The sequence below is a fragment of the Streptomyces nigrescens genome (assembly GCF_027626975.1).
Classification (GTDB): Bacteria; Actinomycetota; Actinomycetes; order Streptomycetales; family Streptomycetaceae; genus Streptomyces; species Streptomyces nigrescens.
The window spans coordinates 7,784,448-7,800,876 of sequence record NZ_CP114203.1 but is presented as its reverse complement, the minus strand read 5'-3'; the positions used below and the strand labels follow the sequence as shown (position 1 = coordinate 7,800,876).

The 16,429-nt window shown below is 73.4% G+C and carries 15 protein-coding genes; 5 read left to right on the top strand and 10 right to left on the bottom strand.

Features of this window, described 5'->3' with window-relative positions:
* Positions 1–37: 37 nt before the first annotated feature.
* Together STRNI_RS34645 and STRNI_RS34640 are read right to left on the bottom strand one after the other, a co-directional pair.
* Complete coding sequence (locus STRNI_RS34645; RefSeq protein WP_159489576.1) at positions 38–1,042, bottom strand: alpha/beta fold hydrolase; 1,005 nt, start codon at positions 1,040–1,042, stop codon at positions 38–40.
* Between the two features lie 108 nt (positions 1,043–1,150).
* Positions 1,151–2,335 carry an LLM class flavin-dependent oxidoreductase gene (locus STRNI_RS34640; RefSeq protein ID WP_159489578.1) on the bottom strand — a complete coding sequence of 395 codons (1,185 nt, stop codon included), beginning with the start codon at positions 2,333–2,335 and terminating at the stop codon, positions 1,151–1,153.
* A gap of 226 nt (positions 2,336–2,561) precedes the next feature.
* Here STRNI_RS34640 and STRNI_RS34635 point away from each other — a divergent pair, with 226 nt between their 5' ends.
* The 3 genes from STRNI_RS34635 to STRNI_RS34625 all read left to right on the top strand — a co-directional run bounded on the left by STRNI_RS34635 (position 2,562) and on the right by STRNI_RS34625 (position 6,580).
* Positions 2,562–3,926 (top strand): aminotransferase family protein, encoded by a 1,365-nt coding sequence (locus tag STRNI_RS34635; protein WP_277412613.1) that lies wholly within the window; start codon positions 2,562–2,564, stop codon positions 3,924–3,926.
* A gap of 174 nt (positions 3,927–4,100) precedes the next feature.
* A complete protein-coding gene (locus STRNI_RS34630; RefSeq protein WP_159489580.1) occupies positions 4,101–5,369 on the top strand; it encodes an ATP-grasp domain-containing protein in 1,269 nt (422 codons plus the stop codon).
* A 23-nt stretch (positions 5,370–5,392) separates the two neighbouring features.
* Positions 5,393–6,580, top strand: a complete 1,188-nt coding sequence (locus tag STRNI_RS34625) for an MDR family MFS transporter (protein ID WP_266449061.1) — start codon at positions 5,393–5,395, stop codon at positions 6,578–6,580.
* 118 nt (positions 6,581–6,698) lie between these two features.
* Here the strand turns inward: STRNI_RS34625 and STRNI_RS34620 are convergent, their stop codons facing one another.
* Both STRNI_RS34620 and STRNI_RS34615 read right to left on the bottom strand, forming a co-directional pair.
* Complete coding sequence (locus STRNI_RS34620; RefSeq protein WP_266449064.1) at positions 6,699–7,505, bottom strand: S1 family peptidase; 807 nt, start codon at positions 7,503–7,505, stop codon at positions 6,699–6,701.
* Between the two features lie 20 nt (positions 7,506–7,525).
* Positions 7,526–8,326 (bottom strand): S1 family peptidase, encoded by an 801-nt coding sequence (locus tag STRNI_RS34615; RefSeq protein ID WP_159489586.1) that lies wholly within the window; start codon positions 8,324–8,326, stop codon positions 7,526–7,528.
* A gap of 283 nt (positions 8,327–8,609) precedes the next feature.
* Here STRNI_RS34615 and STRNI_RS34610 point away from each other — a divergent pair, with 283 nt between their 5' ends.
* Positions 8,610–10,031, top strand: coding sequence for an MFS transporter (locus STRNI_RS34610; protein WP_277412612.1), 1,422 nt, complete (start codon positions 8,610–8,612; stop codon positions 10,029–10,031).
* An 84-nt stretch (positions 10,032–10,115) separates the two neighbouring features.
* Here STRNI_RS34610 and STRNI_RS34605 read toward each other — a convergent pair whose 3' ends face one another.
* The 3 genes from STRNI_RS34605 to STRNI_RS34595 all read right to left on the bottom strand — a co-directional run bounded on the left by STRNI_RS34605 (position 10,116) and on the right by STRNI_RS34595 (position 13,319).
* A complete protein-coding gene (locus STRNI_RS34605) occupies positions 10,116–10,310 on the bottom strand; it encodes a CsbD family protein (RefSeq protein ID WP_018090813.1) in 195 nt (64 codons plus the stop codon).
* Positions 10,311–10,441: 131 nt separating this feature from the next.
* Positions 10,442–12,460 (bottom strand): helix-turn-helix domain-containing protein, encoded by a 2,019-nt coding sequence (locus tag STRNI_RS34600; protein WP_381285341.1) that lies wholly within the window; start codon positions 12,458–12,460, stop codon positions 10,442–10,444.
* Between the two features lie 64 nt (positions 12,461–12,524).
* Positions 12,525–13,319 carry a 3-hydroxybutyrate dehydrogenase gene (locus STRNI_RS34595; protein WP_266449076.1) on the bottom strand — a complete coding sequence of 265 codons (795 nt, stop codon included), beginning with the start codon at positions 13,317–13,319 and terminating at the stop codon, positions 12,525–12,527.
* Positions 13,320–13,564: 245 nt separating this feature from the next.
* Between STRNI_RS34595 and STRNI_RS34590 the strand changes: the two genes are divergently transcribed.
* Positions 13,565–14,098 carry a hypothetical protein gene (locus STRNI_RS34590; protein WP_159489590.1) on the top strand — a complete coding sequence of 178 codons (534 nt, stop codon included), beginning with the start codon at positions 13,565–13,567 and terminating at the stop codon, positions 14,096–14,098.
* Between the two features lie 45 nt (positions 14,099–14,143).
* On the opposite strand, the gene STRNI_RS34585 is transcribed toward STRNI_RS34590, so the two are convergent.
* From STRNI_RS34585 to STRNI_RS34575, 3 genes are all read right to left on the bottom strand, one after another.
* Positions 14,144–14,647, bottom strand: a complete 504-nt coding sequence (locus STRNI_RS34585; protein WP_277412611.1) for an NUDIX hydrolase — start codon at positions 14,645–14,647, stop codon at positions 14,144–14,146.
* 76 nt (positions 14,648–14,723) lie between these two features.
* Entirely contained in the window at positions 14,724–15,341 is a 618-nt protein-coding gene (locus tag STRNI_RS34580; protein WP_018090818.1) for a hypothetical protein, read from the bottom strand.
* Between the two features lie 94 nt (positions 15,342–15,435).
* Positions 15,436–16,284: a glutamate racemase gene (locus tag STRNI_RS34575; RefSeq protein ID WP_277412610.1), complete on the bottom strand. Its 849-nt coding sequence runs from the start codon at positions 16,282–16,284 to the stop codon at positions 15,436–15,438.
* Between the last annotated feature and the right edge of the window lie 145 nt (positions 16,285–16,429).

Below are 16,429 nucleotides of genomic sequence, written 5' to 3'. Positions count from 1 at the left end.
GTTGTACCGTCCGCGCGCCCGCCCGGGCCGCCGGGTGTCAGCCGTCGCAGGCCGGTACCGTCGCGGGGCGGCGGGCCAGGAGACGGCGCAGCGCAGCGCCGACGAACTCCCGGTCGGCGGCGTCCGCCCCGGCCCCCGCGAGATGACCCCACACCCCCGGAATCTCCTCCAGCACGGCGTGCGGCAGCGTCCGCGCCACCCGTTCCTCGTCCGCGGCGGCGAAGCACTGGTCCAGGGCACCGGGCAGCACCGCCGCCTCGGCCGTGACCGAGGCCAGCGCCGCTTCCGCGCTGCCGCCGGACCCCGGGGTCGCGCCCACGTCGGCGCTCTCCCAGGTGCGCACCATGGCCAGCAGGTCCGCGGTGGCCGGGCCCGCCACGAAGAACTCCTCCCAGAACCCGGTGAGGTAGTCCTCCCGGGTGGCGAAGCCCAGTTCCCGGTACGTCTGCCGCGCCCAGAAGGGGTGCGAGGTCCCCCATCCGGCGAAGAGCCGTCCGGCGGCGCGCCGTCCCCGCTCCGCGCCGCCGTCGGCGGTCAGCGCGGCGGCCAGGCCGGCCAGGAAGACCTGGTTGTGCTCGCTGGTCACCGGGGCGCCGCAGACCGGCGCGATCCGGCGCACCATCCGCGGATGCGACACCGCCCACTGGTAGGTGTGCGCCGCGCCCATCGACCAGCCGGTGACCAGGGCCAGTTCCCGGACGCCCAGGTGCTCGGTGAGCAGCCGGTGCTGTGCGGCGACGTTGTCCTGCGGGGTGATCAGCGGGAAGCCCGCCCCGGAGGGGTGGTTGCTGGGCGAGCTGGAGACCCCGTTGCCGAACAGCCCCGCGGTGATGACGCAGTACCGGCCGGTGTCCAGCGGCCGGCCCTCCCCGATCAGCCAGTCGTAGCCGGTGTGGTCACCGCCGAAGAACGACGGGCACAGCACGGCGTTGGCGCCGTCCGCGTCCAGCGTCCCGTGCACGGCGTAGCCGATCCTGGCATCGGTGAGGGTCTCCCCGCTGAGCAGCGGCAGGGCGTCGAGCTCGAAGAGGCGGTGCTCCACCGCGGTCCTCCTTGTGGTCCGGTGCGGCCGGCGGTGCGCGGAGCACGTCACCGAGCGCCGGGGAGTGCCCCCGCACCGGCCGCCGGGACGGGATGAACTGAGCCCCGTTCAGAGCCAGTTGGGTGCGATCTCGGTGGCCCACAGCTCCAGGCTGCGCATCTGTACGTCGTGCGGAATGAGCCCGGAGTACTGGCACTGGAGCAGGTACTCCGGGTCGTGGTGCGCCACCAGCTTCTCGATCTTGCGGTTGATGTCGTCGGGCGTACCGACCCACTCCAGGCCGCGCTCGACCAGCGTTCCGTAGTCCGACCCGATCGGCCCGGTCTCGCCCTCGTTCCGCAGCGCCTCGGTGAAGCCCATGGGGCCGAACCAGTTCTCGAAGATGAAACCGCCGCCGCGGGCCGCCCAGTGGTGGGCCTCATCGGCGTCCCGGGACACCAGGACGTCCTTCATCACACCCACCCGCTCACCGCGCCGCAGTGTGCCGTGCCCCGCCGCCTCGGCCTCCTCCTGGTAGAGGTCCATCAGACGGCGGACGACGCGGTCGTCGGTGTTCATCAGGATCGGCACCACGCCCTCCCGGGCGCAGAACCGGAAGGTGTCCTCGCTGAAGCTGAACGGCTGGAACACCGGCGGGTGGGGCCGCTGGTAGGGCTTGGGGGCGATGCCCACCTCCTGGACCACCCCGTCGTCGTCCAGCCCGCGGCCGTACCGGCGCACCGCCTCGTAGGGGAACTCCAGGTCCTTCACCGGGATCGTCCACCGGTCGCCGGAGTGCGAGAAGGTCTCGGTCGTCCACGCCTTCTTGAGGATCTCCCAGTGCTCCTCGAAGAGCGCACGGTTGCGCCGGTCACTCTCGCCGGCGTCGGAGAGCGTGCCGCCCACGCCGTACACCTGGCCCATGACCTCGGCCCAGCGCTTCTGGAACCCCCGCGCGATGCCGACGAAGGTCCGGCCGCGGGTCATGTGGTCGAGCATCGCCAGGTCTTCGGCGAGCCGCAGCGGATTGTGGAAGGGCAGGATGTTGGCCATCTGGCCGACCCGGATGTGCTTGGTCTGCATGCCGAGATACAGGCCCAGCATGACCGGGTTGTTGGACACCTCGAAGCCCTCGACGTGGAAGTGGTGCTCGGTGAAGGAGAGCCCCCAGTAACCGAGTTCGTCGGCCGCCTGCGCCTGGCGGGTGAGCTGCCAGAGCATGTTCTGGTAGTTCTGCGGGTTGACGCCCGACATACCGCGCAGGATCTGGGCATGGCTGCCGACCGTGGGCAGATAGAAAAGGATGGACTTCACCGTGGTCCTCTCGGTTCGCAGAGCCGACGCATGGCTGTGTGCTGTAGGCGGCTCGACCGTCCCACCGGTCTCTTGACATCCATTTGATGCGGCGCCTGTCGGGCACCCCGCTCCGGCGGGCCCGGGCGGGGCCGGACGCCGGCCGGGCGCAGCGGTACGTCCAGCGGGTGGCAAGCCGTGGCGGGGAGCCTGGGGACGCGCCATCGCCGTCCCGAAGGAGCCCGCCTTGTCCTCAGACCGCCCCGCCCCGTCCGGAGCGTCCGGCGCCGAACTCGCCGCCACGGACCGCGCCACCCTGATCCACCCCACGCTGCCCGCGCACCGCACCGACCGGACCGTGCTGGTCTCCGGCTCCGGCAGCCGGGTCCGCGACGCCCACGGCCGGGAGTATCTGGACGCCTCCGCCGTGCTCGGGGTGAGCCAAGTCGGCCACGGCCGGCAGGAGCTGGCGCAGGCCGCGGCCGAGCAGATGACCCGCCTCGACTACTTCCACATCTGGGGCCCCCTCAGCAACGACCGTGCGGTGGAGCTGGCCGCACGGCTGGCCGGACTGAGCCCGGAACCGCTGCGCCGGGTGTACTTCACCAGCGGCGGCGCCGAGGGCAACGAGATCGCGCTGCGGATGGCCCGCCTCTACCACCACCGGCGCGGCGAGCCGCAGCGGACCTGGATCCTCTCCCGCCGGATGGCCTACCACGGCATCGGCTACGGCAGCGGCGGAGTCTCCGGATTCCCCGTCTACCACGACGGGTTCGGGCCCTCCCTCCCGGACGTCCACTTCCTGACCCCGCCGCACCCGTACCGCCGGGAGCTGTTCTCCGGCGCCGAGGTGACCGACTTCTGCCTGGCCGAGCTGCGCGAGACCATCGAGCGGACCGGCCCGGAGCGGATCGCCGCGATGATCGGCGAGCCCGTCATGGGCGGCGGCGGCGCGGTGATCCCGCCCGCCGACTACTGGCCGCGGGTCGCCGAACTGCTGCGCTCCTACGGCATCCTGCTGATCTCCGACGAGGTGGTCACGGCCTACGGTCGCCTCGGGCACTGGTTCGCCGCGGAGCACTTCGGCGCGGTCCCCGACATCATGGTCACCGCCAAGGGCCTCACCTCCGGGTACGTACCGCACGGCGCCGTCCTGACGACCGACGAGGTCGCGGCCGAAGTGACCGGAGACCACGGCTTCCCCGTCGGCTACACCTACACCGGGCACCCGACGGCCTGTGCCGTGGCGCTGGCCAATCTGGACATCATCGAGCGCGAGAAACTGGCGGCCAACGCCACCGTGGTCGGTGACCACCTGGGGTGGCGGCTGGCGGAGCTGACCGACCTGCCGGTCGTCGGGGAGGTGCGGCAGCTCGGGCTGATGCTGGCGGTGGAGCTGGTGTCCGACAAGGACAGCCGCCGGCCGCTGACGGGCGGCACCCTCGCCGTGGCGGACGCGCTGCGGGAGCAGGCCGGCATCCTGCTGCGCACCAACCCGAACGCGCTGGTGATCAACCCGCCGCTGGTCTTCAGCCGTGCCGACGCGGACGAACTCGTGGACGGGCTGCGGTCCGTGCTCAGCCGGACCGGTCCGGACGGGCAGGTGCACTGACGTTCCGGTCCCGCCGCTCACCGGTACGGCTGCCCCGGTGTGTGGCGGGACGTCAAACGGTTCTGCAAGCGGGTGCCAAGGGCCGCGGGGCAGTCTGGCGGGGCCGTGCCGGGCGGCGGCCGGGCCGCGCCCGCACCAGCCCGGTCCATCTGCGTCCGCACCTCCGGAGACCCCATGCCACAGCGCCCGAAAATCGTCCTCGTCGGTCAGTTGTCCAGCTTTCCCTGGGTGTTCGAATCCGCTGAGCGCGCCGGTATCGACCTGGTGCTCGTGCCCCGGGGTGACGACTCCGTGGAGTCCGCCGGGCGCGCGAAGTCGGTGGTCGAGGTCCTGCCGCTGGACATCGACGGGGACCCGGAGTCGGCGCTGTCCACGCTCGTCGAGCGCTTCCGGCGCGACCCCTTCGACGGGATCATGCCGGGCAACGAGAAGGTGGTGCCCTTCGTGGCCCGCGCCGCCCGGATGCTGGGACTCCCCGGCCTGCCCGAGGAGGTGGCGGCGGTGGTCCGGGACAAGCGCAGCATGCGGCGGCTGCTGCGCGAGGCGGGACTGGGGGCGCCCGGCTTCGTCAGCCTGGACGGCCCGGACCGCTGGGCGGACGCACTGACCCTGCGCTTCCCCGTGGTGGTCAAGCCGGCGAACGGCTACTCCAGCCTCGGCGTGGTCCGCGTGGACGACAAGGACCAGCTGGTGCCGGCCGTCGCCCGGACATGGGAGCTGTGCGAGACCGAGCTGCGGCAGGCCGGCGGGCCGGCCGACGGGGTCGGCGTGCTGGTCGAGGAGTACCTGGACGGTCCGGAGGTCGCTGCCGAGTCCCTCGTCCACCACGGCAGGGTGCGGGTCTGTGCCATCGAGTGGAAGGGGGAGATGACCGGGCCCTACTTCGAGGAGACCACGGTGCGCGCGCCCGCCCAACTGCCCGCGGACGTGCTGGCCGCGATCGAGGCGGAAGTGATCGGCGCGCACCATGCCTTCGGCGTCACCGAAGGCGCCACGCACACGGAGCTGCGGCTGATCGGTGGCGTACGGCCGGTCCTGCTGGAGATGGCCGCGCGCATCGGCGGCGCGGGCGTCAACCACTACCTGACGCACATTGCCGGCGGGATCGACCTGGCCGCCGAGGCGCTGCGCATCCACCTCGGCCAGGAGCCGGTCTGCTGGAGCCAGGAGCCGGTGCCTACCGGTCACGCGGCGGCCTACTCGGTGCCGGTCGGCAAGGGCGGACGGATCGTCCGGGTACACGGGCTGGACGCCGTACGCGCCGACCCCCGGGTCGACCAGGTGGTGCAGACCGTCGGCCCCGGCGCCCTGCTCCGCCCCTACCCGGACTGGGCGGGGTACCCGGCCATCGTCCTGTCCCACCACGAGTCGGACGCCGCCGCCGTGGAGTTCCGCGACCACCTGGTGCGGACCCTGCACGTCGAGTACGAGGAGGAGAGCTGAGCGCGCAGCAGCCGGGCGGGACCGTGGTGAAGGCGCTCCGCACCTCCCTGGGCGGGCTGCCGCGCCCGTTCTGGTGGCTCTGGGGCGAGACCCTCATCACCTCCGCCGGCGGATTCGTCCTGCCCTTCCTGGCGATCTACCTGACCAGCGTGCGCGGGTACTCGGTCTCCTTCGCCAGCCTGGCCCTGACGGTGTTCGGGGTCGGCAGCGGAATCGCCTCGCTGGCCGGCGGTGTGCTCGCGGACCGTCTCGGCCGCCGGGTGGTGCTGCTGGCGAGCGAGGTGCTGGCCGTGGTCGGCATGCTGGCACTCGGCACGGCACGCACCCAGATCATGGTGCTGGTCGGCACGCTCGTGGTGGGGGTGGGGCTGAACGCCACCCGGCCCGCGCGGGCGGCGGCCGTCGCGGACCTGGTGAGCGAGGAGGGCCGGCCCCGGGCCTTCTCGCTGCTCTACTGGGGCACCAACCTGGGGTCCTCCGTCGCGGCGGTCAGCGCCGGCCTCGCCGCCGAGCACGGCTTCTTCCTGCTGTTCGTGGTCAATGCGTGCGCCAACCTGGCCGCGGGAGCCGTGGTCTACCGCTGCGTCCCGGAGACCCGCCCGGAGCCGGTGCCGCGTCGCGGCAGCAAGTCCCTGCCGGCCAGGGCCGTCCACCGCGACCGGCCGTTCCTGGTGCTGCTCGGGTCGGTGCTGCTGCTGGGAATACTGTTCCAGCAACCGCTGGTCGCCCTCCCGCTGACCATGACGGCCGACGGGCTCTCCCCGGCCGGCTACGGACTGGCCATGATGATGAACGGCCTGGTCATCGTCATCTTCCAGATACCGCTGACCCGCCTCGCGGGACGTATACGGCCCGAGTTCGCGCTCGCCGCGGCCACCGTGCTCACCGGTATCGGCCTGGGCTGCACCGTCGCCGTCCACTCCGTGCCGGGGTACGCGGCGACCGTGGTGCTGTGGAGCCTGGGCGAGATCGTGATCTGGCCGACCTGCATGACCTTGGTCGCCGCCCTGGCGCCACCCCACCAACAGGGCGCCTACCAGGGCTGGTTCCTCTCCGTATGGAGCGTCTCCGTCGCCCTGGCACCCCTGTTCAGCTCACAACTGATCGGGGCCTTCGGCGGCACCGCCGTGGTCTGGACGGCCTGCCTGGTCCTGGCGCTCGTGGCCGCCACCGCCCATCTCGTCCTCGCCCGGCTCCGCCGACCGGTGTGACGAGGGGAACCGGCTGACGGGGAACCGGCTGATCTCGTCAGCGCTTTCCCGGGCGCGGGCGTTCCTCCGGCGGAGGCGGGGCGGCCGGCCGTCCGGCCGCCCCGCTCACCACGCATCCTTACCCGAGCTGCCGGCCGATCTCGCGGGAGAAGGCCGCGACCCGGGTGTAGACGCCGGTCGTGGGGGTGGTGGCGTTGCCGCCGGCCAGCCAGCTGACGATCCCGATCAGCTTGCCGCCGGCGACGAGCGGGCCGCCGCTGTCGCCTTCGGCATGGTGGGCGCCGGTGACCGGATCGTTGGCGCAGACGTGCATTTTGGGGTCGATGTCGCCCCAGGGGTTGAGCCGTTGGCATGTCCGGTCGGCCAGGACCCGCAGGTTCGCCGACCGGAGCACATTCGCCTCACGGCCCTCGTTGTCCAGCAGACCCCAGCCATGGACCCGGGCACGGGTGCCGGGGCGGTACGGACCGGTGTCGGCAGCGGTGGCCACGGGCAGCGGGGTGTACTGCGGTGGCATCGGCTTGTCGAGCGTGAGGACGGCGACATCGTTCTCCAGGTGGCGGCCGAATCGCGGATGGATCCAGGCCTTGGTCACCTTGCGCATCCGGCCTTCGTGGCGGCGCAGGTCGGTACGGCCCGCGACCACCCCCAGATCGGTGGGGGCCTCGTCGACGACGCAGTGGGCGGCGGTGACGACCTTCCTCGGAGTGACCAGGGTGCCGCCGCAGAACTGCCCCGAGCGCGGATAGGTGTCGGTCTGCCGCCACAGGTTGATCGTGACGGTCCACGGTGCCGCTGCCGTACTGGATTTCTGTCCGCCGATGACGGCCTGGGCGGGGTGCGCCGGCAGCACGGCGAAGCCGGCCCCGACGAGCACCATGAGCCCTGCCAGGACCGGCCACCGCAGGTACTTGTGTCGCGCCATGTGGATGCCCCCCTGCCCGCTCATCCGGCGATCCGGCTCTGGAGGAGCGGGTAGTAGGAGGCCGCCTTCACGGCGACGCCCGGGTAGAGGCGGCTGGTACAACTGCCGCCGCCGCTGATGACACCGACCAGCCGCCCCCGCACCACGACCGGCCCCCCGCTGTCCCCGGAACATGCGCTGACACCGCCCGCCGGGTAGCCGAGGCACATCGTGTAGGACTTCTGGTACCGGCGGGTGCCATACGCCGTGATGCACTGCTCGTCGCCCCGGTTGGGTATCAGCGCGGTCTGCAGCGGCGGCACCCGGAGGTCATCGTCGCGGCCCGTGGTGGAGCCCCACCCCAGGACCCTGTTGGGCGTGCCTTCCTCGTACAGCTTCTGCTGCGCCGGGGTGGCGAGCGGCAGGGTCCGGTACGGCATGGGGGCGTTGAGGGTGAGGACGGCGAGGTCGTGCGCGTAGGTGGCGCCGTTCCCTTCGGTGTCGGCCTTGGGGTGGATCCACAGCTTCGCCACCTTGCGCACGGTGCCCTTGCGGGTGTCCCGCAGATCCTCCCGTCCGCCCACCACACGCACGCCGTCGACGGTGGCCGGGCTCACGCAGTGGGACGCCGTCAGCACCTTGCGCGGCGCGACGAGGGTGCCCGCGCAGTCCGGGTCCTTCACGTCCCGCGACGTCAGAGCGACCGTCCACGGATACTTCTTGATCTCGGCCCGGTCTCCCCCGACGACCGCGGCGGCGGGCGGGGCGGACGACCCCACCAGCGCCGCCCCCACCAGGACCGCGCCCGCCAAGGTGCCGCGGCGGGTTCTCGCTTTGCTCATCAGTCCTCCATTGACGATCGAACAAAGTCGCCCAGGGAGAGGCCGTGGAGAGTAAGGCGGTTGCCTTGCCCCTCCGGGCGCCCGCATATGGCCGGCATGAGCCAGGGCCTCTTGACACGCTTCCGCTCGTGACCGGGCCGTGTGTCCCCCTCGGCCCGTCATGGTGCCCGCCCGCATGGTGTGGCCCCGAAGTGTGGTGTCCCACCACATGTGCGCCTGACCTGGGCATTTCTACGGTGTGGCGATACGTCAACGTCCGCGTAGCCGCCCGGAAGTGGTGACCATGGCCGCCCCCGCAACCTCCCCGCCCGCGTCCGCGAACCTGAGGCGCATCGTCGCCGCGAGCCTGATCGGCACGACCGTCGAGTGGTACGACTTCTTCCTCTACGGGTCCGCCGCCGCGCTGGTGTTCAACAAGCTGTTCTTCCCCGGGTCCGATCCGCTCGTCGGGACCCTGCTGTCGTTTCTGACGTACGCGGTGGGCTTTACCGCGCGGCCCCTCGGGGCGCTGGTCTTCGGGCATTACGGGGACCGGCTGGGGCGCAAGAAGCTGCTGGTGCTGAGCCTGCTGCTGATGGGCGGGGCGACCTTCGCGATCGGGCTGCTGCCGACCCATGCGACGGTCGGCACGGCGGCGCCGGTGCTGCTGACCGCGCTGCGGCTGGTCCAGGGGTTCGCGCTGGGCGGTGAGTGGGGCGGCGCGGTGCTGCTGGTGTCGGAGCACGGGGACGCCCGGCGGCGCGGGTTCTGGGCGTCCTGGCCGCAAACCGGCGCACCCGCCGGGCAGTTGCTGGCCACCGGGGTGCTGTCGGTGATGACGGCGCTGCTGTCGGACGCGGCGTTCACGTCCTGGGGCTGGCGGGTGCCGTTCCTGCTCTCGGGCGTGCTGGTGATCGTGGGGCTGTGGGTGCGGCTCTCGGTGGACGAATCACCGGTGTTCCGGGCCGCGTTGGCGCGTGCCGAGGCCCGCCGGGCGGAGGGTGCCGCGCTGGAGAAGATGCCGTTGGTGGCGGTGCTCAGGCACCACTGGCGGGATGTGCTGATCGCGATGGGGGCGCGGATGGCCGAGAACATCTCGTACTACGTGATCACGGCGTTCGTGCTCGTGTACGCGACCTCGCACACCGGGCTGTCGCAGCAGACCGCCCTGAACGCCGTACTGATCGCCTCGGCGCTGCACTTCGCGGTGATCCCCGCCTGGGGCGCGCTCTCGGACCGGATCGGGCGCCGGCCGGTCTATCTGCTCGGCGCGGCCGGTGTCGGCGTCTGGGCGTTCCCGTTCTTCGCGCTGGTGGACTCCCACCACTTCGGGCCGCTGCTGCTCGCGGTGAGCGTCGGCCTGGTCTTCCACGGTGCGATGTACGCGCCGCAGGCAGCCTTCTTCGCGGAGATGTTCGCGACCCGGATGCGGTACTCGGGCGCCTCGATCGGTGCCCAGTTCTCCTCGGTCGCGGCCGGTGCGCCCGCCCCGCTGATCGCAACCGCGCTGCTCGCCGACTACGACAGCCCGACGCCGATCGCCCTGTACGTCATCGCCGCCGCGCTGCTGACGCTGCTCGCGGTGGGGGTCGCGCGGGAGACCCGCAGCCGGGATCTCACCGCGGTGGACGGGAACGCGGTGGAGGGGAACGCGGTGGCCGGCGAGGGCCGCACGGCCGGTCCGGACGGCGGGGCGTCATCGGCCGGACCGTCCGGAGGGGCCTGAACCACCTGATGTACGGCGGGGGCGTGGCGGGCCCGGGGACGCTCCGGGAGACGGGGCACAGGTCCGCCACGCCCCCGCCGGGCGTCAGGAGCGGCTCTTGCCCTTCAGGGAGTCCTTCATCCCCTGGAGGTTCTCCTTGGCGTCGCTCATCGCGCCCTTGGACCTGCCCTTGGCCTCGTCCGCACGGCCTTCGCCCTTCAGCCGCTCGTTGCCCGTGATCTTGCCGGCCTTCTGCTTGGCCTTGCCCTTCATCTTGTCCATGGCACCTTTGTCACCCATGTCGCACTCCTCTGTCCGGTGGGAAGGGGGGAAGCTTCGGCACCACGCTGCCGCAGGTCGCGACGGCGCGCACCCGGAGGCGGCCATCGGTACGGACCGCCCGTGAGCCCGGTGCCGGTCGACGCCCCCCGCTACGCGCCGGTATCGCCCGCCACGCCGGAGGAGAGCTGGTGCAGCCGCAGCGCCAGCTGGATCTCCAGGGCGCGTGCCGGGGTCTGCCAGTCGGGGCCCAGCAGCCGGCTCACCCGGTCCAGGCGCTGCGCGACGGTGTTCACATGGACGTGCAGCGCGTCCTTGGTGCGGGCCGGGCTCATACCGCAGGCGAAGTAGGCGCCGAGGGTCCGCAGCAGTTCCGTACCGCGGCGGGCGTCGTAGTCGGTGACCGCGCCGAGCGTGCGGTGGACGAAGCCGTCCACATCGCGGGTGTCGGCCAGCAGCAGCCCGAGGAAGCCGAAGTCGGCGGCGGCCGCCCCCTGGCCGGCCCGGCCGAGCGCCCCCAGTGCCTCCCGGCAGCGTCGGGCCTCCGCGTAGGCGTCCGCGACCGCCGCGGGGCGGGCGGCGGGCGCCGGGACCGGAGCCGAGGCGCCGACCGTGACCGGCAGGTGCAGCGCGGCACCGAGCCGGGCGGCGGTCTCGCGGGCCGTGTGTGCCGGGTCGTCGTCGGGGCCGAGCGGCAGCAGCAGGACGGCGCCGCCGTCCCGTACGGCGGCCAGGCCCCGGCGGGTGGCGGCGAGATGGGAGGCCGCCGACCGGAGCCGGTGGCGGTCGGTGCCGTGGGAGTGCGCGTCGTCCGGCCGCGGCCCGTCGGTCCGGGCGGCCAGGACGACATGCGGCGCGTCCAGGTCGGCGCCGACCCGGGCGGCGCGTTCCCGGAGCAGCCGGGGGTCACGGTCCGCCGCGTTCAGCAGGTCGTCCAACAGCTCACCGCGCACCCGCTGTTCGGCCTCGCCGGCGGTCCGCCGGGCGAGCAGGAGCAGCGAAGTGACCATGGCGGCCCGCTCCAGGGTCCGCTGGTCGACCGGGTCGAGGGCCGGATGGCCGCGCAGCACGAGCGCGCCCAGCACCTCGCCGCCCGCCCCGACCGCCGCGACCCAGTCCGCGCCGTCCCGTACGGCGTGCCCGTCGGCGCGCGAGCGGTCCAGTGCCTCGGCCGGTGCCCCGCCGGGCTCGGTGAACTCGACCTCGCCGTGCAGGACTTCCGCCACCGCCCCGGCGACGTCCTGGACCCCGCCGCCGCGCAGCACCAGTTCGGTCAGCCGGTCATGGACGTCCGAGGCGCGCTCGATGACCGCGCTGCGGTCACGGATGATCTCGTTCGCGGCCTCCAGTTCGGTGAGTGTCTTACGGGTCTCGGCGAGGAGGTTGGCGGTGTCGATGGCGACGGCGGCATGCGCCGCATGGGCGGCGAGCAGCGCGATCTGGCCGTGTTCGAAGACCCGCTCGCGCCGGTCGGCGGCGAACAGCACCCCGATCACACCGCTGCCGAGCATCAGCGGCACCCCGAGTATCGCCACCAGCCCCTCGTCCTGGACGCCGGAGTCGATGGTGTGCGTGTGCCGGAACCGCTCGTCGTGGAAGTAGCTGTCGGTGACGTACGGGCGGGCGGTCTGTGCGACCAGTCCGCCCAGGCCCTCGCCCATGCCGAGCCGCAGCTGCTGGAAGCGTGCCGAGACCGAGCCGTCGGTGACCCGCATATAGGTGTCACCGGCGGACGGGTCGTTGAGGGTGAGGTAGGCGACCTCGGTGCCCAGTAGGGAGCGGGCCCGGCGCACGATCGCGCGCAGCACCGCGTCGAGGTCCCGCAGCCCGGCCAGGTCGTGCGCGGTGGCGTAGAGGGCGGACAGCTCGGCCTCGCGCCGCCGGCGGTCCTCCAGTTCGGCGCGCACCCGCAGCGCGAGGAGCTTGGCCCGCTCCAGGGCGGCGAGCCGGCCGGCGGCGGCACCCCCGGCGCGGGCGCGCAGCACCGGGCGCTCGTACTCTTCGGCCGCGGCACCGGTGGCCAGCAGCCCGAGGAACGGTGCCTCGGCCGGGTCGTGGGCGGGATCGCCGGCCAGGGTGCCCTCCGGGGCGTACGGAACGGGCACCGGTCGCGGGGTGTTCCCGGCCCCGGGACCCGGCTCGGGCGTCGGCTGTTCGGTGGGCATGGTCACAGGGATACCTCCGGGTCGTCGCGGTGCGCCAGCCTCCCGCCGCCCGGGTACGGACCGGTGCCGCTCAGTGCGCGGTCCAGCCCCCGTCCAGGGCGAGCGAGGTGCCCGTCACGAAGGACGCCTGCGGGGTGCAGAGATACGCGACGGCCTCGGCGACCTCCGCCGGTTCGAGCAGCCGCTTCAGGGCGGAGTCGGCGAGCAGGATGTCGGCCAGTACGCGCTCCTCGGGGATGCCGTGTGCGGCGGCCTGGTCGGCGATCTGCCGTTCGACGAGGGGCGTGCGGACATATCCGGGATTGACGCAGTTGCTGGTCACGCCGTGCGGGGCGCCCTCCAGGGCCGCGGTCTTGGACAGCCCTTCCAGGCCGTGCTTGGCGGCGACATACGCGGACTTGTAGGGGGACGCCCGCAGTCCGTGCACGGAGGAGATGTTGATGACGCGGCCCCAGCCCTGTGCGTACATATGGGGCAGCGCACCCCGCAGCAGCCGGAAGGGCGCCTCCAGCATCACGGTCAGCACCTGGTGGAAGACCTCGGGCGGGAACTCCTCGATGGGCCGGACGAGCTGGAGGCCCGCGTTGTTGACGAGCAGATCGGTGCCGGCCGCGGCCCGCTCGGCGGCGTCCAGATCGGTCAGATCCAGCGGGCACGGTTCGATGCGGCCGGGGGCGCCGTTCGGGTGATCCGTCACGAGGCGGGTCAGGCCGTCGGTGTCCCGGTCGACCGCGCGCACCGTGGCGCCGGCCGCGGCCAGCCGCAGCGCGCAGGCGCGTCCGATGCCACCGGCCGCGCCGGTGACGAGAGCGGTACGGCCGTCGAGGTCGAGGGATACCGGGCCTGGGGTGCCGATCACGGTCATGTCCGCACCCTAGGCAGCGACCGGGCCGGCACCGATGTGGTGCGGCACCACACTTCGCGGGCCGGGTGTGGCGGCGGCACCTGCCGGGCGGTGCGCCGGCGGCCGGGGCCCTGGCGCCTTCCGCGCACCGGTCCACGGCGCGTGCCCTTCACCCGACCGGCCGTCCCGGATCGCACGGCGCCCGGCGGGCTCCTAGCCTCGTCAGCGTGCCGTCTGCGCACCGCCCCGCCACAAGGGAGGCCGACATGCGGAGGCTCATCGCCGTGCCGACCGTGCTGTTCGCGCTGGCCGCCGCGGGCTGCGGGGACGCGGACGGCGGCAAGGACACGACGGCCGCGAGGTCCTCCCCCACGGGCGCCGGCCCGGACGGTGGGCCGGGCTCCGCCTCCCCCACCGTCCCCGGGCAGCCGGTGGACTGCGGTGAGCTCGCCGACGCGCTGGGCGCGGAAGGAGACGTCACCCTCTTCGCCGATCCCGGGGCCGGCGGCACGGTGGGCTGCGCGGAGGCCCGTCAGGTGATGTCCGAGTTCTTTCTGCGCGCGCCGCGGGAGGCACAGGACGACCGGGGCACGCTCTCCGTACGGGGCTGGTTCTGCCAGTACGAGAGCGGCCCCACCGGCACCTGGATCACGACCTGCCGCAAGGACAAGCGGGAGATGCACACGGAGGAGCCGCCCGGCAGCACCGAGGAGCCCGGTTCCCCGGACGGTTCCCAGCTGCCGCCGCTTCCCGACGAGTCGTCCGACCCGCTGGACGAGCCGTCGACGGAGGAGCTGTAGCCCGTCGCCCGACGGCCTGAACCCCCGGAGACGACGGCCGGGGGCTCAGGCTTCCGGGTGCCGGCCCGGCCGCTCCTCCTCCATCCCGTGGAACCACGCCGGCCCGGCCTCCAGCGCCCGCTTGATCCGGGTCAGCGCGTACTCCTCCAGCTCCGGCAGGGCGTCCACGGCGAACCAGCCCACCTCCAGCGACTCGTCGTCATTGACCCGCGCCTCACCGCCGACCGCCCGGCAGCGCAGCGTCACGTCCATGAACTGGCAGACATCGCCGTTGGGGTAGTGGGTGGGCGGCATGGTCTCGACGAGGACGATGCCCTCGGGAACGACCCGGACGGCGGTCTCCTCGTAGACCTCCCGCACCGCGGTCTCGGCGGGCTGCTCACCGGGCTCGGGGATGCCCCCGATCACCGACCAGCCGCCGGTGTCGACCCGCTTGCCCAGCAGGACACGGCCCTGGCCGTCGAAGACGACCGCGCTCACCCCCGGCAGCCAGAGGAGCTGCCGGCCGATGGAGTTCCGGAGATCACGAATGAAGTCGGGGGTTGCCATGGTCCGACCCTACGGGACGTCCCCGGTCCTCCACGGCCCGCAGCGCACGTGCGCTGCGGGCCCGTCGGCGCGGCACTCAGGTGCCCGCCGGGGTCCCCTCACGCGGCCGGAGCCGGCCCCGGATCGCCCGGACGGCGCCCTCGGCGTCATCGACGGTGACGGTGAAGGTCATCCCGTCGCCGAGCTGGAGCACCACGCCCTCACCCCGGCGGACGACCACGGCCGTGCCCTGCTCGGGGCGCCAGCGGTAGCCCCAGCCGCCCCAGTGGCGGGGGGTGACCTGGGGGGTGAAATCGGCGCCGACGACGGTGTCGAGCGGGATGCGGCGGCGCGGTACCCCTATATGGCCGCACCGCACTTCCAGGCAGTCCTTGTCGACGCGTACCGCGACATGGACGAAGGCGAGCGTGCCGAAGAGCACCAGCAGACCGGCCGCGACACAGCCGACCACCGACATCACCAGGGGCGCGCGCCCCGAGGTCCAGTTGCTCTCGACGGCGAGCAGGATGCCCAGCGCCAGACAGGCCGCGCCGATCCCGGCCAGCAGCCACTGGATGCGGTTGGTGGCGCTGCCGTGCCAGACCTCGGGGATCTCGGCATGGGAGCCGCCGGCGGGGCGCGCTCCGCTGTCGGCGCCGTCGGTACTGCTGTGGTGTCCGGGGGCTGCTGCCCCCTCGTGGGGGTGGTCCCTCATGAAACGCAGCGTACGCGTCTTTGCACACCATGGCAGTGCTTCGGACGGCCCCGTTCCGGCCCGGGTTGCGCTACGGGCGACGTCATGGGTGACGTCAGCGGGGGGCCGCCGCGGTGGCCCCGTCGGCCGCGGGGGCGGCCGGTACCGCGGCCCCCGGCGCGAGGTCCGTACGGCTCCGGGCGAGCAGCCGGCCCTCCGCGTAGGCGAGCGCCTCGGCCGGCAGTCCGGCGGGGCGGCCGCTGAGGATCACGCTGAGGGCGCCGGTCGGAGCGGCCGCCGGGGCCGGCTCGGCACCGATGCGGCGCAGCGCCTGGGCGGCGACCGCCTCGGCGGAGCCGTGCAGCACGAGCGCGGGGGCGCCCGGCTGCTGGAGGGCGGCGCGGATGCGCTCGGCCACCAGCTCGTAATGGGTGCAGCCCAGGACCACGGTCCGCACGTCCCGTGGGGTGAGATGGGCGGCGGCCGCGATGGCGACGTCGATCGCGGCCTCGTCGGCGGCCTGGACCGCGTCGGCGAGCCCCGGGCACGGCACACCGGTGACGTCCGCACCGCGTCCGAACCGATCGATCAGATCCCGCTGGTAGGGGCTGCCGGTGGTGGCGGGGGTCGCCCAGATGGCGACGGGGCCGCCGCCGGCCGCGGCGGGCTTGATCGCCGGGACGGTGCCGATGACCGGGATCTGCGGTTCCAGTTCGGCACGGAGGGCTGGCAGCGCATGCACGGACGCGGTGTTGCAGGCGACGATCAGGGCGTCGGGGCGGTGCGCGGCCGCCGAGCGGGCCACGGCCAGGGCGTGTGCGGTGACATCGTCGGGGGTGCGGGGGCCCCAGGGCATCCCGTCGGGGTCGGAGGAGAGGACCAGATCGGCGTCCGGCCGCAGTCGCCGCATCGCGGCGGCCGCCGCGAGCAGCCCGGTCCCGGAGTCCATCAGCGCGATCTTCACGCGGACACTTTACTCAGCCGCCCGTCCGGCTTGTCATACCGGGCGGAACGGGCGAGTGCCCCCGATGGCCGCCCTCCCGGCCCCGTCCCTCCCCCGCCGCCCCGTTCCGACACCGTGTCGAGCGCCGCTGCGCGACGGGTGCGGT